Annotated in this window: 14 protein-coding genes; 6 read left to right on the top strand and 8 right to left on the bottom strand. The window is 68.7% G+C overall.

Going from position 1 to position 17606, the window contains the following annotated elements; all coding sequences use genetic code 11:
- Positions 1-38 precede the first annotated feature (38 nt).
- Positions 39-1202 carry a VWA domain-containing protein gene (locus LDL21_RS04145; RefSeq protein WP_225278855.1) on the top strand — a complete coding sequence of 388 codons (1164 nt, stop codon included), beginning with the start codon at positions 39-41 and terminating at the stop codon, positions 1200-1202.
- Between the two features lie 68 nt (positions 1203-1270).
- On the top strand, positions 1271-3550 hold the full coding sequence (locus tag LDL21_RS04140) for an ADP-ribosylglycohydrolase family protein (protein ID WP_225278854.1): 2280 nt from the start codon (positions 1271-1273) through the stop codon (positions 3548-3550).
- Between the two features lie 204 nt (positions 3551-3754).
- On the opposite strand, the gene LDL21_RS04135 is transcribed toward LDL21_RS04140, so the two are convergent.
- The 6 genes from LDL21_RS04135 to LDL21_RS04110 form a co-directional block, all read right to left on the bottom strand.
- Entirely contained in the window at positions 3755-6286 is a 2532-nt protein-coding gene (locus LDL21_RS04135) for an ABC transporter permease (protein ID WP_225278853.1), read from the bottom strand.
- A complete protein-coding gene (locus tag LDL21_RS04130; RefSeq protein WP_225278852.1) occupies positions 6283-7059 on the bottom strand; it encodes an ABC transporter ATP-binding protein in 777 nt (258 codons plus the stop codon). The genes LDL21_RS04135 and LDL21_RS04130 overlap by 4 nt, the downstream gene beginning before the upstream one ends.
- Before the next feature lie 55 nt (positions 7060-7114).
- The gene (locus tag LDL21_RS04125; RefSeq protein ID WP_225278851.1) at positions 7115-8026 is read right to left on the bottom strand and encodes a hydroxymethylglutaryl-CoA lyase-like TIM-barrel protein; all 912 of its coding nucleotides are present in this window, start codon (positions 8024-8026) and stop codon (positions 7115-7117) included.
- Positions 8027-8189: 163 nt separating this feature from the next.
- A complete protein-coding gene (locus LDL21_RS04120; RefSeq protein ID WP_225279226.1) occupies positions 8190-9392 on the bottom strand; it encodes a CaiB/BaiF CoA transferase family protein in 1203 nt (400 codons plus the stop codon).
- A 148-nt stretch (positions 9393-9540) separates the two neighbouring features.
- Complete coding sequence (locus LDL21_RS04115; RefSeq protein ID WP_225278850.1) at positions 9541-10482, bottom strand: TauD/TfdA dioxygenase family protein; 942 nt, start codon at positions 10480-10482, stop codon at positions 9541-9543.
- A 100-nt stretch (positions 10483-10582) separates the two neighbouring features.
- Complete coding sequence (locus LDL21_RS04110) at positions 10583-11353, bottom strand: deoxyribonuclease IV (protein ID WP_067491328.1); 771 nt, start codon at positions 11351-11353, stop codon at positions 10583-10585.
- Between the two features lie 117 nt (positions 11354-11470).
- Here LDL21_RS04110 and LDL21_RS04105 point away from each other — a divergent pair, with 117 nt between their 5' ends.
- The 3 genes from LDL21_RS04105 to LDL21_RS04095 all read left to right on the top strand — a co-directional run bounded on the left by LDL21_RS04105 (position 11471) and on the right by LDL21_RS04095 (position 15587).
- Positions 11471-12574 (top strand): protein kinase domain-containing protein, encoded by a 1104-nt coding sequence (locus LDL21_RS04105; protein ID WP_308017112.1) that lies wholly within the window; start codon positions 11471-11473, stop codon positions 12572-12574.
- Positions 12575-12693: 119 nt separating this feature from the next.
- Complete coding sequence (locus tag LDL21_RS04100; RefSeq protein WP_225278849.1) at positions 12694-14478, top strand: serine/threonine-protein kinase; 1785 nt, start codon at positions 12694-12696, stop codon at positions 14476-14478.
- The gene (locus tag LDL21_RS04095; RefSeq protein WP_372462132.1) at positions 14478-15587 is read left to right on the top strand and encodes a serine/threonine-protein kinase; all 1110 of its coding nucleotides are present in this window, start codon (positions 14478-14480) and stop codon (positions 15585-15587) included. The genes LDL21_RS04100 and LDL21_RS04095 overlap by 1 nt, the downstream gene beginning before the upstream one ends.
- Here LDL21_RS04095 and LDL21_RS04090 read toward each other — a convergent pair.
- Together LDL21_RS04090 and LDL21_RS04085 are read right to left on the bottom strand one after the other, a co-directional pair.
- On the bottom strand, positions 15568-16395 hold the full coding sequence (locus LDL21_RS04090) for a GNAT family N-acetyltransferase (protein WP_225278848.1): 828 nt from the start codon (positions 16393-16395) through the stop codon (positions 15568-15570). The genes LDL21_RS04095 and LDL21_RS04090 overlap by 20 nt on opposite strands.
- Positions 16396-16448: 53 nt before the next feature.
- Positions 16449-16736 (bottom strand): hypothetical protein, encoded by a 288-nt coding sequence (locus LDL21_RS04085; RefSeq protein ID WP_067637588.1) that lies wholly within the window; start codon positions 16734-16736, stop codon positions 16449-16451.
- Positions 16737-16991: 255 nt separating this feature from the next.
- On the opposite strand from LDL21_RS04085, the gene LDL21_RS04080 reads away from it, so the two are divergent.
- Positions 16992-17579, top strand: coding sequence for a hypothetical protein (locus tag LDL21_RS04080; protein ID WP_225278847.1), 588 nt, complete (start codon positions 16992-16994; stop codon positions 17577-17579).
- The last annotated feature ends 27 nt before the right edge of the window (positions 17580-17606 follow it).

The raw sequence follows: 17606 nt of genomic DNA, 5'->3' as shown, positions 1-17606 counted from the left end.
GCCCGGCGAACCCGGCTCGATCATCAGGAGCGTCAACCATGACCGGTAACGACGAAACTCATGCGCGCCGTTGGCGTCTCGTACTCGGCGCGGCCGCCGAGGAACAACTCGGCGGACTGGGGTCGGGGGCGGATCAGGCCATGGATCAGGCACTGAGCGCCCTGTACAACACCGGGGAGGCCGGCACGTCGGCGAAAAGGTCCGGCGGACTGGGTGGTTCGGCTCCCCGGGTGGCGCGCTGGCTCGGTGACATCCGCACCTACTTTCCCGCCACCGTGGTCGAGGTGATGCAACGTGACGCGGTGCAGCGGCTCAACCTCACCCAGCTGCTGCTGGAACCGGAACTGCTGGAATCGGTGGAACCCGACGTGCACCTGGTCGGTACGTTGCTCGGTCTCAACCGGGTGATGCCCGAGACCACCAAGGCAACCGCCCGCATGGTGGTGGAGAAGGTCGTGCGCGAGATCGAGCGGCGCATCGCGGCCAAGACGGTGGCCGCCGTGTCGGGCGCGGTCAACCGGGCCGCGCGCACCCACCGCCCGAAACTGCGCGATATCGACTTCGACCGGACCATCCGCAAGAACCTGGCCAACTACCTGCCAGAACACCGCACCATCGTGCCCGAGCGACTCGTCGGGTACGGCCGCAAGTCGCAGGCGATCCAGCGCGACGTGGTGCTCGCGATCGACCAATCGGGGTCGATGGCGGCCAGCGTGGTCTACGCCTCGGTGTTCGGTGCGGTGCTGGCCTCGATGCGGTCGCTGAAGACCTCACTGGTGGTGTTCGACACCGAGGTCGTGGATCTCACCGAACAGCTCAGCGACCCGGTCGACGTGCTGTTCGGCACCCAGCTCGGCGGTGGCACCGACATCAATCGCGCCATCGCCTACTCCCAGTCGCTCATCACCCGGCCCACCGACAGCCTCTTCGTGCTCATCTCCGACCTCTACGAGGGCGGGGTGCGCGAGGAGATGTTGCGCCGGTGCAATGCGATGAAGGAATCGGGCGTGCAGGTGGTGGTGCTGCTCGCGCTCTCCGACGAAGGCGCACCGGCCTACGATCACGACAACGCGGCGGCGTTGGCGGCGCTCGGCATCCCGGCTTTCGCCTGTACCCCGGACAAATTCCCCGACCTGCTCGCCACCGCGCTCGACCGCGGCGACATCACCCGGTGGGCGCACACCCACGCACCGGCGGTGTGACAACGACTCGGCGAAAGCACGCGACCGATTAGGCTGCCAACGATCGGATTCGGTGAACGGGGTGAGCGATGGTGCGGCGCGGGGCGGTTTTCGCCGGTTTCGTCATCGAACGAGAGCTGGGGCGCGGCGGGATGGGCGCGGTGTACGCGGCGAAGGACCGCAGGTTGCCACGCCTCACCGCGCTCAAGCTCATGCACCGGGAGTTGTTCGCCGACACCGAGATCCGGGCCAGGTTCGAGCGTGAAGCCGATGTGATCGCCCAGCTCGATCACCCGAACATCATCACCGTCTACGACCGTGGCGTCGAGGACGAACGGTGCTGGATCGCCATGCAGTTCGTCGACGGAACGGACGCGGCGGCGGTTCCGGCGGCGGAGTTCGGGGCCGACCGCATCGCCCAGATCGTCACCCAGACGGCGGGCGCGCTGGACTACGCGCACCGCCGGGGTGTGCTGCACCGGGATGTGAAGCCGGCCAATATCCTGCTCTCCCGCACGGCGGGCGTCGGCGCGGGTTTCGACGAACGGGTGGTGCTCACCGATTTCGGCATCGCCAAGCTCCTCGACGACACCGGCGGCCTGACCCGCACCGGCCAGTTCACCGCCACCATCGCCTACGCCTCCCCGGAGCAGCTCAGCAGCGAGCCACTCGACGGACGCGGCGACCAATACTCCTTGGCCTGCACCGTTTTCCGGCTGCTCACCGGCGCCGGTCCCTACGACGCGCCCAACCCCGCCACCGTCATGCTCGGCCACCTCAACGCCCCACCACCGTCGGCGAGTTCGCGGCGTACCAGCCTCCCCGCCGCCGTCGACGCGGTCCTGGCCAAAGCCCTCGCGAAGAACCCGGCTCACCGCTTCCCCACCTGCACCGCCTTCGCGACCGCGCTCACCGAGGCGCTCCGCCGGCCACCGCACACCGGTCAGCAACCGGCAGTGCGGCCACACACCGGCGACCACCCGCAGACACATCGCCGCAGCGACCCCACCGCCGTCAGCCGGCCCGTTCACCACAGCACCGCCGCTCACCTCGCCACCGGAACGGCCGCACCCACCGCAAACCCGACCGCGTCGGCAGGTATCCCGGTGATCCACACCGGCTCCGCCGATGGTTCGCCATCGCGACCGCACGCGTCCCCTGCCCAGCAAAAACCGCACTCGGACAGCGGCAACGCGAAGCGCACCGGTACAGCTCAGGCGCAGGGCCCGGCGGAATGGCTGAACGCCGTCCACGGTTGCCTGATCGGCGGTGCGGTCGGTGACGCGCTCGGCGCACCGGTCGAAACCATGTCCCTGCGCAGGATTCGCGACGAGTACGGGTATCTCGGGGTGACCGACGAAGCCGACCAGCTCCGGATCTCCGAGGAGACGCAGCTGACCGCGTTCACCGTGGAGGCCCTCATCCGGGGTTCGGTGCGGGCGCGGGCCAAGGGCATCGGGGGTGCGACGCTCGGTCTGCTGCAGCAGGGGATGCTCGTGTGGTTGCGCGGGCAGGTGGGTGAGTTGCCCGAGCAACCGACCGCCCTGCACAGCTCCCTGGCCGGTCATCGCGAGCTGGTCGAACAGCGCGGCGTCGCGAACTCGGTGTACACCTCGCTGCGCGCGGCGGCCGAGCGACGGGAGCCGACGAACCCGCTGGGCACCCGCGACCGGCCGATCAACAATTCCAAGGGCAGCGGCGCGCTGATGCGGTCGGCTCCGTGCGGATTCGGTTACGCCGCCGACCGTTCCGGTGCCGCACTCACCGCCATCTTCGAATTGGGCTGCGACACAGCCGCCCTCACCCACGGACACCCCAGTGGCTGGCTGCCCGCGGGCGTGCTGGCCGCGCTGGTCTACCAGTTGAGCCGGGGAATCGGCACCAAGACCGCGCTCGAGCGGGCACTGGCCGAACTCGCGACTTACCCGCACCACGAGGAGACCACGGCTGCCCTCGAAGCGGCGATCACCCTGGCCGCCCGCACCGCACGGCCCGCGCGCGTGCCACGCCCCGAAGACCTCGAGACCCTGGGCGAGGGCTGGATCGGCCCCGAGGCTCTCGCGATCGCTGTGTACGCGATGCTGGCGGCGGAGACGGTCGGCGGACCCGGCCACGTGATCGTCCGCACCGGGCTGCTGCTGTCGGTGAACCACTCCGGCGACAGCGACGCCACCGGCTCGATCGCGGGCAGCCTGCTCGGCGCCCGCTACGGCCGAGGCGCCCTCCCGCACCGCTGGTCCCGCACCGTAGACGCCCGCCCGGTCCTCGAACGCCTGGCCACCGACTACTGCACCGAATTCGGCCTCACCCCACCACGAGACGAGCACGGCCAGCCCACCCGCGACTGGTCCACCACCTACCCGGCCTGACCGCCAGCGATCGCGGACGACACGGCACCGGCGTCGGCTCGGCCTGGACGCGGTGGTCGGGCCCCAGCAGCCGCTCGGAGTGCAGGCCAGCATGCGTCGCCGACCTGCCTGCCACTGAGCCGGTGCCCCGCAGCCGAGCGCGCACAGCCACAGCATTCGGGCCTCCGGAAAGTGTCTCCGAAGGCCCGAAAATGCTTGCTGCTCCTACAGATCCGCGATTGCCGCCAACGGTGGCGTCCGCGCGGCCCGCACACCCGGCCACACCGCCGCAAGCACACCGACCACACCCGAGGCGATCAGCATCGCCACCAGCTGCGACCACGGAATATCGATCTGATCGATGCCCATATCGCGCAAGGTGCGCAGGAATCCGACGCCGAGGGCAACACCGAGAAGCAGTCCGACGATGGCGCCGAAGATCGCGATCAACATGGATTCCAGGTAGATCGTGCGGCGTATCTGCGAACGCTGGGTGCCGACGGCGCGGAGCATGCCGATCTCCCGGCGACGTTCCACCACCGACAGCGCGAGGGTGTTGATGATGCCGAGCACGGCGATCACCACCGCCAAGGCGAGTAGTCCGTAGAGGATGGCGAGCAGCGTATTGATCTGCTGCCCCTGTGCGCCCTTGAACTGTTCGTGGTCCTGCACCTGCACCACGGCGAACGGCTCGGTGGCCTTCTCGAGGTTGGCCCGCATGGCGGTGAGGTCGGCGCCCGGCACCGCCTTCACCAGCACGATCACGTTGGTGCGCAACTTCTGCGGCATCAGCTGCTCGTAGAGGCGCGGGTCGACGACCATCGAACCGAGCAGTGGCGAGTCGACGTAGATGCCGCCGACGGTCAACTCGAGCTGGGCATTGTCGAGGCTGGTGATGGTCACCTTCTCACCGAGCTCCCAACCACGGTCGGCCGCTTCGGTTTCGCCGACCAGCAGGCCCTTCTCGGCGATGGTGCTCGAGCCTTCGCGCATCTCGATGTCCATCACCGGGTCGATCGGCCCGTCGAGCGTGGTCGCCCCGACCCGTTCGTCGCCGAGCCGGAACCCGACCGCGCGGATGCCGGTGACATCACTGACCTGCGGAACCTGTTGGCGCACCGCGTCGACCGCGCCGATCGCCGCACCGATCATCGGCGGACCCGCCAGCACGTATTCGGCCTTCACGCCCTTGTCGATGAGCACGTCCACACTGGTTTTCGCCGACGCACCGAGGATGCCGATGGCCGAGACCAGCATCAGACCCAGCGTCAGCGCGAAGGCGGTGGCGGCGGTGCGGCGCGGATTGCGCACCGCGTTGTTGCGCGCCATCCGGCCCATCGGCCCGAACGGCCGGGTGAGCACACCGAGCACCACCACCACGGGCCGCGACAGCGCGGGCGCGGCGAGCAGGACGGCCAGGATCAGGCCGAGCGCACCCACTCCGACGGTGATCGCCGCGCTCTTGCCTGTGCCCTGCGCGCCGAGATACACCAGTACACCGCCTGCCACGGCGAGCACCGCACCGACGACGGTCCGCACCCGCAACGACTCACCAGCGCTGGCGAATTCGGACCGCATCGCCTCCACCGGCGGTACCTTCGCGGCGCGGCGAGCGGGCGCATAGGCACTGGCCACCGTAACCAGCAACCCGACGAGCAGCGCGACGATCGCGGTGCGCGGCAACACCGTCAGCGAACCGGTCGGCAAACCGAGATCGAAGGCATTGAGCAACGCCGACAACCCGAACGCCAGCGCGATACCCGCCGCCAAGCCGATCGCACTGCCGATCAGCCCGATCACCACGGCCTCGGCGACCACGGACCGGCCCACCTGCTGACGGCTCGCCCCGATCGCGCGCAGCAATGCGAGTTCACGCAACCGCTGCGCGACGATCATCGAGAAGGTGTTGTAGATGATGAACGTGCCGACGATCAGCGCGATCGCACCGAACGCGAGCAGGAAGTAGTTGATGAAGGTGAGCGCCTCGGAGATCTCCTTCTTCATGTCCTCGCGGACCTCGTCGGAGTTCTGCACCTTCAGGTTCGGCAGGCCGACGGCGAGCCGATCGCGCAGGTCGTCGGCCGAAACACCCGGTGCGGCACGGATATCGGCGTAGGCCACGTAGTTGCCGTCGGTGAACAGCTTGCGGCCCTGCGGTTCGGTGAACATCACCGCGACCACCCCGCCGCCCTCGGCGCCCGGCATCTCGTAGATGCCGGTGAGCGTCACCTCGAAGGGGTCGCCCTTGGACGGGACGAGCACCTTGGTCTTGTCACCGACCTTCAGCCCGGCCTTCTCGGCACCGCCGGTGTTGAGCGCGATCTCGCCGGTCTGCGCCGGCGGCGCACCGGCGACGAACTTCTCCGGTTCCTCGACGGCCTTGTCCGGCGGCAGGTACGACAGGCCGAAACTCGGTGCGCCACCGGTCTGGACGGCCTTCTTGCCGTCGGGTTGCAGCAGCACGACCGGGCCGTTCACCGCCGGAGCGACGCGGTCGACACCGTCGGCCTTGGCCAGCGCGGCGACGATATTGTTCGGCACGCCGAGCGACTGCTGGTCCTTCGGGCCGACGCGCACGTCGACGCCTTGGGCCTGGCCTGCGAAGATCCCGTCGAAGGTGCGCTGCAGGGTGTCGGTGAACACGAACGACCCGGAGATGAACGCGGTGCCGAGCACCACCGACAGCACCGTCAAGGCCAAGCGCACCTTGTGCGCGGCGAGATTACGCAAGGCGACCCTGCGCATCGGGTTGCTCATTTGGTCTCCAGCGCCTTCATCCGGTCGAGGATCGAGGCCTGCGTCGGATCGCGCAGCTCGTCGACGATGCGGCCGTCGGCAAGGAACACCACCCGGTCGGCATAGGCGGCCGCGCGCGGGTCGTGGGTGACGATCACGACGGTCTGGCCGAACTCGTCGACCGAGGCGCGCAGGATCGAGAGCACCTCGCCGGAGGAGTGCGAGTCGAGGTTGCCGGTCGGTTCGTCACCGAAGATGATCTCCGGTTTGCCGACCAGGGCGCGGGCACACGCCACGCGCTGCTGCTGACCGCCGGACAGTTCGCTCGGCCGATGGGTGAGCCGGTCGGCCAGGCCCAGCCGCTTCACCACGGTGTCGAGCCAGTCCTGGTCGGCCTTGCGGCCCGCGATGTCGAGCGGGAGGGTGATGTTCTCCAGCGCGGTGAGCGTGGGCACCAGGTTGAACGCCTGGAAGACGAATCCGATGCGGTCGCGGCGCAGCGCGGTCATCTGCTTGTCGGACAGACCGGTGAGCGCGGTGTCACCGATGCGGACCTCACCGCCGCTGGCGCTGTCGAGCCCGGCCAGGCAGTGCATCAGCGTCGATTTGCCCGAACCGGAGGGTCCCATGATGGCCGTGAACTCGCCGCGCGCGAAGTCGGCCGACACCCCGTCGAGGGCCTTGACCTGGGTATCTCCCGAGCCGTACAGCTTCACCAGGTCCTGTGCTGCGGCAGCGATCTCGGTAGCGGCCGCCGGCTCGACGGCCTCGGTCCCCATGGGGTGTGAAGTCATGGTGTCCAGTCTGGCGGCCCGCCGTCACCGGCGCCATCCGGGATCCCCCCGATACCTACCGGATGACCCACTCGAAGGCGTCGGCCTTCGATCGTGCTCCCTCGGCGGTGCGCGAGCGGTTGGGTTCGCCCAGTTCGCCGAGCAATTCCTCGGTCAGCCCGACCAACCGCGCCAGCTTCTCGGGATCGAACCAGGACGGGCGGGTGGCGAACAGGATGTCCTCGGTCGCGGTGTTGCCACTGGCCCCCGGTGCGAACGGGCACCCGCCGAGACCGCCGAGGGCGCCGTCGACCATCCCCGCGCCCGCCTCGATCGCGGCGAGGGTGTTGGCCACGCCCATGCCCCAGGTGTCGTGCCCGTGGAAGACGATGCGGCGCGGCGGAGTGGTGTCGCGGACGGCTGCGACCAGTGCGCTCACTTCGCCAGGTGCGGCCTGGCCGAGGGTGTCGGCGAGGACGATGTCGGTGGCGCCTTCGGTGCGTGGGTCGCGGGCGATGGCCAGCACCCGTTCGGGATCGACGGGTCCGTCGAACGGGCAGGTGAAGCTGGTGGCCAGGCACAGCTGGATCGAGCCGTTCGCCTCCTGCGCCAGCCGGATCGCGTCGGGCATGGCGGCCACCGAGGTCTCGGTGTCGCGCCCGATATTGGCCTTGTTGTGGGCGTCCGACACCGAGAAGCAGTACTGGAAGTTGCGCGCCCCCGCCTCGGCGGCCTTCTCCACATGCCGTGGTGTGGCCACCCATACCCAGCATTTCGCCAGCTCGTCCGGGGTGAGGGCGGCTATCAGCTCGAGCGAATTGGCCATCGGAGCGACCAGATCGGGGCGGGCCATCGAACCGATCTCGAGCGCGGGCACGCCGGCGGCCTGCAACCGGCGCACCACGTCGATCTTGTACTCCACCGGTAGCACCTTGCCGGTGAGCTGCAACCCGTCACGCAGGGTGACATCGCGCAGCAGCGCCGTCATCGCCGGTGCTCCGGTTCCTGCGTGGGCACGCACATCACCCCGCCGCACGGTTTGTCACCGACACTGGCCGGGGTCGGGTGCACCGTCGGACGCACATGGCCCGGGCCGCGCGGTTCCCACTTGCTGCGCACCGGCGGGCGGCGCCGACCGTGTACTCGTCTGGTCACGATGCCTCCAGCGCGTCGATCTGATCGTCGGTCATCCCCAGCAGCCCACCGAGCACCTCCCTGGTGTGCTCGCCGAGGTCGGGGCCGACATTGCGGATCGGCAGCGACTCACCCCCGATCACGGGGACGATGCCGGTGAAACCCACCTGTTTGGGTTCGGGCTCGCCCACCTCGACCGGGAACGACTGGATCATGTTTCTTGCTCGATACTGCTCATCCGCCACGATATCGGCCGCGGTGTAGATGGGACCGCACGGTATGGCCGCGGCGTCGAGCAATTTCAGCGCCTCGTCACGGGTGTGGCGCACCGTCCATTCGGCGATGGCCGCGTCGAGGCGCTCACGATTGCGCCAGCGGCCTGCGTTGTCGGCCAGTTCCGGGTCGACAGCCAGGTCGGGACGGTCGATGACCTGCATGTATCGCTGGAAGATCGCATCGCCGTTGCCACCGATGATGATGCTGAATCCGTCGCTGGTCGGGTAGGCGTTGCTGGGGGCGATGCCTTCCATGCGGCCGCCGACCCGTTCCCGGTTGATGCCGTAGGCCAGATGGTCGGGCACCAGCGACTCCATCACCGACAGGATCGACTCGTTGAGCGCCACGTCGATGATGCGTTCGGCTTGCGGCACCCGGCCGATGCGTTCGCGCTGGAACAGGGCCATGACGGTGCCGAACGCGGCGTAGATGCCCGCGATGGAGTCACCGATGGACACCCCGACGCGCACCGGCGGCCGATCGGGATCGCCGACGAGTTCGCGCAACCCTCCCACGGCCTCGGCCACGGCGGCGAAGCCCGGCCGCGACGCCATCGGACCGGTCTGCCCGTAGGCCGAGATCCGGGTGATGACCAGGTTCGGGTTGACCTGCTCGAGCACATCGGGCCCGAGTCCCCATTTCTCCAGCATTCCCGGCCGGAAGTTCTCGAGCAGCACATCACAGTGCGCGAGCAGGTCGAGCACGATGTCGCGACCCGCTTGGGTACGCAGGTCGAGAACGATCGACTTCTTGTTGCGGTTCACCGTGCGATACAGCATCGAGGTGTCGCCGCCGTAGAGCCGCCAATTCCGTAGCTCGTCGCCGGTTCCGGGCCGTTCGACCTTGATGACCTCGGCACCGAAATCACCGAGAATACGACCGGCGGTGGGAGCGGCCACGTAGTTGCCGAGTTCCAGGACACGAACACCGTCCAACGGCCGAATACCTTTATCCGCCACCCCGCGACTCTAGCCCATCCGCCTCCCCGCGACTCTGGCCAGACTCAGGTGCGGGGAGGCTGGGAACGCGGCAAGCTTCGGGGCGTGTGGTGAGTCGGCCCGTGCCCGGTGAGTTACCCATGTGCTTGCGTGATCAGGCGAGACTTTCGCTCAGGTAGGTCAGGTCGTTGGGGGTGTCGATGATCGAGTAGTGCTCGGCGTTGCCCTGCAGCGGCTTGCTGGTCTGGCCGTCGACGCCGACCGGAATGTCGCCGGCCAGGGTGATCCGGGTGAGGCGGCGCGGCTGGTCGTCGTAGTCGTCGATCGCGTAGTGCTGGGTGGCGCGGTTGTCCCAGATGGCGACATCGCCGTCGGCCCAGTTCCAGCGGGTGGTGTTCTCGAGCCGGGTCACTCGATCCTGGAACAAGCGGAACAGTGCCTGGGACTCACTGGTCGACAGACCGACGAAGTTCTTCACGAAATGCCCCAGCAGCAGGGCACGCTCCCCGGTCTCCGGGTGCACCCGCACCACCGGATGCTCGGTCTCGAAGTACGTCGACTGGAACTCGGCCCGGTACTGCTCGGACTTCGGCCGGAGCGGCTCCACATTCTTCGCCGCGTAGTCGTAGACATTGGTGTGCACCGCGCGCAGGCTGTCGGCGAGCAGCTTCAGCGGCTCGGGCAGCGAGTTGTAGGCGGCCACCGTCGACGCCCAGGTCGTCGAACCGCCGTAGGTGGGCAGATACTCCGCCCGCAGGATCGACGCCTTCGGGATCCGGTCGACGAACGTCACGTCGGTATGCCACGAATTGGCGCGCCCGTTCTCGGAGTCGATGGCCAGGCTCTTCACACCCTGCGACTTCACTGTGGGATGCGGGGTGGTCGGGCTGCCGAGCAGTTGTGCGAACTCGTGCTGACCGTCTTCGGTGAGGTGGTCCTGGCCACGGAAGAAGATCACCTTGTGCTCGTTGAGTGCGCGCCGGATCGTGTCGACGGTCGCCGCGTCCAGCGCACCGCCGAGGCGGACACCGTCGACCTGGGCGCCGATGTGGGCGCCGAGCTTGGTCACGGTCAGGGTGGCCTGGTCGACCGTCATGGGTGATCACCTCTGTCTGTGGGGATTCGGGGTAGGCGTCAAGCACACCGCGAATCCACCCGGACAGACAGGTTTTCTCTCCGGCTGATCCGAAACGTCCTCAGCCCAGGGTTTCCCGCAGGTAGGCCAGGTCGTCGGCGACACCGTCGACGGGGGTTTCGAGGATGACCGGGGCGCCCGCGGTGCGGCAGACCTCGGCGAGCAGCTGCGGGTCGATGGTGCCGTCGGCGAAGTTGGCGTGCCGGTCGGCACCGGAGTCGAACTCGTCGCGCGAGGAGTTCAGGTGCACCAGGTCGATCCGGCCGGTGATGGCCTTGATCCGCTCGACCACGCCGACGAGTTCCTCGCCACCGGCCCAGGCGTGACAGGTGTCGAGACAGAACCCGGCACCGTAGTCGCCGACGGCGTCCCACAGCCGGGCGATCGAGTCGAAGTGCCGTGCCATCGCGTGGTTGCCGCCCGCGGTGTTCTCGATCAGGATCGGCACGGCGAAGCCGCCCTTGTCCTGTTGGCGTTCGAACAGCTTGCGCCAGTTGTCGATTCCGGTGTCGATCTCGGCGTCGGAGCGCACGTGCCCGCCGTGCACGACCAGGCCGAACGCGCCGAGTTCGGCCGCCGCCTTCGCCTGCTGGGCGACCGCGTTGCGCGAGGGCATCCGCAGCCGGTTGTTCAGGCTGGCCACATTGATCTGGTAGGACGAGTGCACGACGACGTCGATCGGGCTGGCCAGGATCTCGGCCGCCTTCGGATGCGGCTGCGGTTTGTCCCAGCTCTGCGGATCGACTACGAACATCTGGATGACCTCGGCGCCGAGCTTCTCGCCGAATCCGATCGGATCGCCCTCGTCGCGAACGTGTGCTCCAATGCGCATAGCTGACACCCTAATCCGCGGCACCGACAAGGTCGGAAGATGTTGCGTGTGGGAGCCGGCAGGAGATACATCGGTAGAATTTCGACGGGTGCTCTGCCCTGGAGGGGGTGACTTCGCGTGTTGGTCAAAGGCGACGTGTTCGCCGGCTACACGATCCGGCGTGTGCTCGGCCACGGTGGCATGGGCGTGGTGTATCTGGCCCGGCATCCGCGTTTGCCTCGCCTCACCGCGTTGAAGCTGCTCAGTCGGGATCTGTCGTCCGACGAGGAGATCCGCCGCCGGTTCGAACGCGAGGCCGACCTGGTCGCCCAGCTCGAGCACCCCAATATCGTCAATGTCTACGACCGCGGCACCGACGACGACCAGCTGTGGATCTCCATGCAGTTCGTCGCGGGTACCGATGTGGCGACCGCCGATGTGAACGTGCTGACCCCCGGCCGCGCCGTGCAGATCGCCGCCGAGACCGCCACCGCGCTCGACTTCGCGCACGCGAGCGGTGTCCTGCACCGCGACGTGAAGCCGGCGAACATCCTGCTCGCCAAACCGCCCATCGGCCGCCCGGAGCGGGTAGTTCTCACCGACTTCGGCATCGCGGCCGTGCGCGACAGCGAGACCACCCTGTCCTCGGCGGGCTCCATCACCGCCACCCTCGCCTACGCCGCGCCCGAACATCTGGCCGGTGGCCCGATGGATCATCGCGCCGACCAGTACTCGCTGGCCTGCACCCTGTTCTGGATGCTCACCGGCTCGGTGCCGTTCCCCGGCCCGAGCCCGGCGGCGGTGATCCAGGCGCACATGAGCACCCCGGTCCCGCCGCTGCGCAGCCTGCGCCCCGACCTGCCGTCGACGCTGGACGCCGTGCTGGCCAGGGCGACCGCCAAGCACCCGGCGGCCAGGTACGCCAGTTGCACCGAGTTCGCCGACGCGGCCAAGGCGGCGTTGTTCGCCGTGCCGGGACCGTGGCATCACCAGCCGCAGTACGCCTCGAGCGGTGTGGTGCTGCGCGCCAGGGAAACCCCGCGGCCCTATCCGGTGCCACGACCGTCGACGCCCGCGCAGCCGTTTCCGCACGTCGCGCAGCCGCATACCCAACGCCCGTCGACGGGTGGGAATCCGGTCCCGCCGCGGCGCCCGGCCACCCGGCCGGGAACCATCGACTTCCCCGGTGGCCGTAACCATCCCGGCTACATCGTGCCGCCGCAGCACCGGCGCCCACCGTGATCGTGTGCCCGCTGTTCGCGGGCACCCGTCGGTGTGGTCACCGACTGCTATGGTTTCGATGATTTTCGGTACGCGCGTGCGCTGGTGGGTCCCGGCGCACGGCGGGAAGTGGAGCAGACATGCTGGCCAACGGAGATGTCTTCGCCGGTTATGTCATCGAACGGCAGCTCGGCCGCGGTGGCATGGGTTCGGTCTATCTCGCCAAGCACCCGCGCCTACCGAGGCTCACCGCGCTGAAACTGCTCAACCGCGAGATGTTCTTCGACCAGGAAGTGCGTGCGCGTTTCGAACGCGAAGCCGACCTGGTCGCGCGCCTGGATCACCCGAACATCGTCACCGTGTACGACCGCGGCCTCGACGACGAGCAGCTCTGGATCTCCATGCAGTACATCGACGGTATCGATGCCGCCTCGGTGGAACCGCAGTCCCTGCCTCCGGCGCGCGCACTGCAGATCGTGAAGGAGACCGCCGACGCGCTGGACTACGCGCACGGCATGGGCGTGCTGCACCGCGACGTGAAACCCGCCAACATCCTGCTCGCCCGCTCGGGCGCGGGCCGCGGCGAACGCGTGTATCTCACCGACTTCGGTATCGCCCGATTGCGTGACGACACCGGTCATCTCACCCAGACCGGCACCTTCACCGCCACCCTCGCCTACGCCTCCCCCGAGCAGCTCACCGGCGCCTCCCTCGATCACCGCTCCGACCAGTACTCGCTGGCCTGCACGCTGTTCTGGTTGTTCACCGGTTCGGGCCCCTTCGCGGCGACCAACCCGGCCGCGGTGATCCAGGGTCATCTGCAGCAACCCCCGCCGCCGCTGAGCAGTGTGCGTCCGGGTCTGCCGCCCGCGCTCGACGGTGTACTTGCCAAGGCGATGTCCAAGCGTCCCGACGACCGGTTCGCCTCCTGTTCGGATTTCGCCGCCGCCGCGATCGCCGCGCTGAACAATCCGAGCTCACCCGCGCTGCCGCTCGCCCGGCCGAGCACGGGCCCGGGGATGCCGATCACCGGCGGCCCCCGACCCACCACGGGCGGCGCGATCCCGCAGACCGGTTCGCCGTATCCCCTTGCGGCACAGGGCCCGATGACGGGCGCCGGGATGACGGGCAACGCGATAACGGCCGGTCCGATGGGTACCGCACACACCCAGGGCCCGATGACAGCCCCGCCGATGCGCAACCAGACACCCGCACCATATACCGGCGGCGCCTACAGCCAGCAGTCGCACCCGCAGTTCGCGGCGCCGCGTCAGCCCACGGGCGGCAACTACACCCAGTACCCGCAGCGGCCGCCGTCGAAGTCCAACACCGGGCTGATCGTCGGCATCGTGATCGCCGTCGTGCTGGTGCTCGCGCTGCTCATCGGCATCGGTGTCGCGGCGAGCGGCGGCGATTCGAGCACCACGGCGACCACGTCGACGACCACGACCGCCGCGGCCAAGCACGTCACCCCCGACGCCGCCGCGATCAGCGCCGAGTTCAGCCGGATGGTTCCGCCCGATGCCGACAGCGAGACCGGCTACAACGGCGCCACCTGCTGGGAGACCGATCCCAGCTACACCCCGACGGACAACGACGGCGATCCCCAGTTCGGTTCGTGGGCGTGGCAGTGGCGCTGCTACGGCGGCGGTGACGAGCAGGACAACGACCCGTTCTACCGCTTCTACGTGTACAACTCGGCCGCCGACGTGCAGGCGGTGATCGACGGCCTGCCCGCCAACACCAAGTCGACCGACACCAACGGCGGTAAGCAGTACACCAACTACAAGTACTCCGACAACGGAAACAAGATCATCACCGTGTTCACCGGCGACCCGGACCGCGCCCAGTTCCTGATGTACACCGACAGTTACGGCGAGCCCGAGGACGTGCTGCGCTGGTGGCGTTCGGCCCCGCTGAACTGATGCAGGAGACGACGGGCGTCTTCGCCGGGTACACCATCGAACGGCTGCTCGGCCGTGGTGGCATGGGTTCGGTGTATCTGGCCAGGCACCCGCGCCTGCCCCGGCGCACCGCGATGAAGTTGCTGAACCGGGAGCTGTTCTTCGACAACGAGATCCGGGCCAGGTTCGAACGGGAGGCCGACCTGGTCGCCCAGCTCGAGCACCCGAATATCGTCACCGTGTACGACCGGGGTGTCGAGGACGACCAGCTGTGGATCTCGATGCGCTACATCGACGGCGCCGACGCCGCGTCGCTGCCCGATCCGGTCGACCCGGCGCGGGCGGTGCACATCGTCACCGAAACCGCTGCGGCGCTGGACTTCGCGCACAGCCGTGGCGTGCTGCACCGCGATGTGAAACCGGCCAACATCCTGATCGAATCGGTGCACGGCGCCGAGCGGGTGTATCTCACCGATTTCGGCATCGCCCGCCTGCACGACGACAACGCCGCGAAGCTCACCCAGACCGGAAGCTTCACCGCCACCCTGGCTTTCGCCTCCCCCGAGCAGCTCACCGGTGTCGCGCTCGACGGTCGCGCCGACCAGTATTCGCTGGCCTGCACCCTGTTCCGGCTGCTCACCGGAGCCACCCCGTTCGACGCGCCGAATCCGGTGTCGGTGATCCAGGGGCATCTGCAGCAGCCGCCGCCACGAGCGAGCGCCTTGCGCCCGGATCTGCCACCGGCGATGGACGCGGTGCTGGCGCGCGCGATGGCCAAGCGCCGCGAACACCGGTACGCCAGCTGCGCGGAGTTCGCCGCTGCCGCCGCCCAAGCGCTCACCGCACCCGTTGCCGCCGGCCGAGTGACCACCGCTCCCGTTGCCGCACCGCGTTTTCCGGTGCACCAGGCGCCCCCGCCGGCCGCGTATCGGCCCAGCTATCCCCCACCACAGCAGTGGCAAGCCCCGGCTCGGCAGGCGCCGAGGAAGAAGCCGGAGAAGTCCGTCGCGGAGGCCTATCTCGGTCCGAAGCGGACCTCGCGCTGGCAGGGCTCGGTCATGGGCTGGCTGTCGCTGATCGCCCTCCTCGTCGCCGTCGGCTGGGTGATCTTCACCGCCCTCGGCGGCTGAGTTCGTAGTTCAGGAAGTCGCGCACGGGCCGGAATCCGATTGCCTCGTAGATCTTGTTCGAGGTGGGGTTGTCCAGGTCGGTGAACAGGCACACGCCCGCGCCTTCGGCCCGGATCGCCGCCGATACCGCCGCGGTGAGCGCGCTGGCGTACCCGTTGCCGCGCAACGGGACCGGGGTGTAGACCGGCCCGATCCGCGCCCAGCCGAACACCCCGGTCTGGCGGGCGACGAAGCTGCGCGGTGCGCCGTCGACCTCCCACAACCACCACCACCCGCGCCCGATCAGCCGCAGCGCCCGTTCTTCGTCGAGCGCACGCACGGCACCGATCTCGCGGTCGAAGTCGGCGAACCATTCCAGGCACAGCTCCACGTCGCTCGCGGTGGCCTGGCGGGCGCGGCCGGGAACCTCGGGCGCGTGCAGGGTTTCGAGCCGGTAGAGCCGCGCGGTGTAGTCCAGGCGGTGCGTGCCGCGGTGTGCCGCCGACCAATGGGCGAGGAATGCGTCGATTTCAGCGCTGGAACCCTCGACGCTGCGCAGGTTCTCGATGTGCTCGACGAGGGTGTCGACCACGGACGGGATGCTCGCGGCGGGCAGGTCGCCCAGGTAGGCGCGGCCGTCGTCGGTGCACTGGGCGAGCCCGACGACGTCCTCGTCGCGCACCGCCAGGAAGCGGGTGCCCGAGAAGTTGCCGTTGATCTGATTGACGACGCTGCTCGCGATCACCGTGTTGCGCAAGGCATCACGGCGCAGGAAGGTTTCGGCCTCGGGCAGGAACCGGGCGGCGTCACCGGTGATATCGATTCGCACCACATCGACGGTAGCGCTCAGCCGTCGGTGGTGGAATCGGATTTCGTAGTGGCTCAGGCGGTTTCGCGCGGCTCCTGATCGGCGCGCAGCTTGAGCAGGATCAGGCCCGCGGTGCAGGCCAGGATCAGGCCCGCCACCGTGATCTCCACGTGCAGCCCGGCGATGCCGAGGCCTGCGCCGACGAGTCCGCCGACGAAGAACAACCAGCCGAGTACCCGGGCCACGACAGCGAACGCGCCGTTGCCCGGCGGGGTTGCGGTGTCGGGTGTCTCGGGGGCCTCGGTGGCCGGATCGGGGTTCGCCTCGGCCGTTTCCAGCCGGGGTGTCGAATAAGCTCCCATCAGACTCTCCTCGATGACGCCGATCTGATTCTTGCGTCGCGCAAACCTCGCGCGTCAGGGGTTTCGGTCCGGGCGTCTCATGCGTAACTTTGCTCACACACGCTACGACCCTCTCGCTACGAAAGCCCGCGACACGTCACCACGACACGCTTACGAGACCAATCCGATATCTGAATCATTCATGTTTACAATGAGCCGATTTTCCCGGGCTGCACTACTGTGAGGCGACCCGAAGCCGACGAGGAGTACAAGGCGATGGAAGACAGCAGGGCCAAGCTCGTAGGTCCGGCAATCGCTGTTGGCGCGGTGTCGCTCGGACTGATCGTGATCGGTGCGTGCGGCGTCGGACAGCAGGACGTCTACGTGACGCCGCCACCGCTGCAGGCCGGACTGGCCGCGGCACCGAGCCAGGTCGCCGACGACCACCCGACCTCCACCACGGTCCGCGTCTCGATCCCACCGTCGCCGACTTGGCGCATCGCCCCGTACATGTCGCCGCGCAAGCCCTTCAGCCTCAGCTCCACCGAGACCTCCCCCTCGGAGACCCCCGCACCGGACGATCCGTCCAGCGCCCCCCACCCGACCGAGGCGACCACCGAATCCCGCCCGCCGGAACCGACCACCGAGTCCCCCGAGACCACCACCGAGGACTCCACCCCCACCACCACCCGCCCACCCCGCACCACACTCCCCACCCGCACGGTGAACCCCCCACGCACCCGCCCCACCTACGAGGGCGAGTTCGAAGACTCCGACCTCCCCACCACCAACGCCCACGACAACACCACCCGCACCCCCTCCCCCACCACGGCCCCACCGACAACCACCCAGGCCGACGGCTGACCGGAAACGGGCGCCCGCAGAGCTGCT

The sequence above is a fragment of the Nocardia rosealba genome (genome assembly GCF_020216065.1).
Classification (GTDB): domain Bacteria; phylum Actinomycetota; class Actinomycetes; order Mycobacteriales; family Mycobacteriaceae; genus Nocardia; species Nocardia rosealba.
This window is presented reverse-complemented; position numbering and strand designations above follow the sequence as displayed.

Coding starts and splice junctions, on each gene's coding strand:
- LDL21_RS04145 (WP_225278855.1), top strand. CDS start 39: ATGACCGGTAACGACGAAACTCATGCGCGCCGTTGGCGTCTCGTACTC.
- LDL21_RS04140 (WP_225278854.1), top strand. CDS start 1,271: ATGGTGCGGCGCGGGGCGGTTTTCGCCGGTTTCGTCATCGAACGAGAG.
- LDL21_RS04135 (WP_225278853.1), bottom strand. CDS start 6,286: ATGAGCAACCCGATGCGCAGGGTCGCCTTGCGTAATCTCGCCGCGCAC.
- LDL21_RS04130 (WP_225278852.1), bottom strand. CDS start 7,059: ATGACTTCACACCCCATGGGGACCGAGGCCGTCGAGCCGGCGGCCGCT.
- LDL21_RS04125 (WP_225278851.1), bottom strand. CDS start 8,026: ATGACGGCGCTGCTGCGCGATGTCACCCTGCGTGACGGGTTGCAGCTC.
- LDL21_RS04115 (WP_225278850.1), bottom strand. CDS start 10,482: ATGACGGTCGACCAGGCCACCCTGACCGTGACCAAGCTCGGCGCCCAC.
- LDL21_RS04110 (WP_067491328.1), bottom strand. CDS start 11,353: ATGCGCATTGGAGCACACGTTCGCGACGAGGGCGATCCGATCGGATTC.
- LDL21_RS04100 (WP_225278849.1), top strand. CDS start 12,694: ATGCTGGCCAACGGAGATGTCTTCGCCGGTTATGTCATCGAACGGCAG.
- LDL21_RS04095 (WP_372462132.1), top strand. CDS start 14,478: ATGCAGGAGACGACGGGCGTCTTCGCCGGGTACACCATCGAACGGCTG.
- LDL21_RS04085 (WP_067637588.1), bottom strand. CDS start 16,736: ATGGGAGCTTATTCGACACCCCGGCTGGAAACGGCCGAGGCGAACCCC.
- LDL21_RS04080 (WP_225278847.1), top strand. CDS start 16,992: ATGGAAGACAGCAGGGCCAAGCTCGTAGGTCCGGCAATCGCTGTTGGC.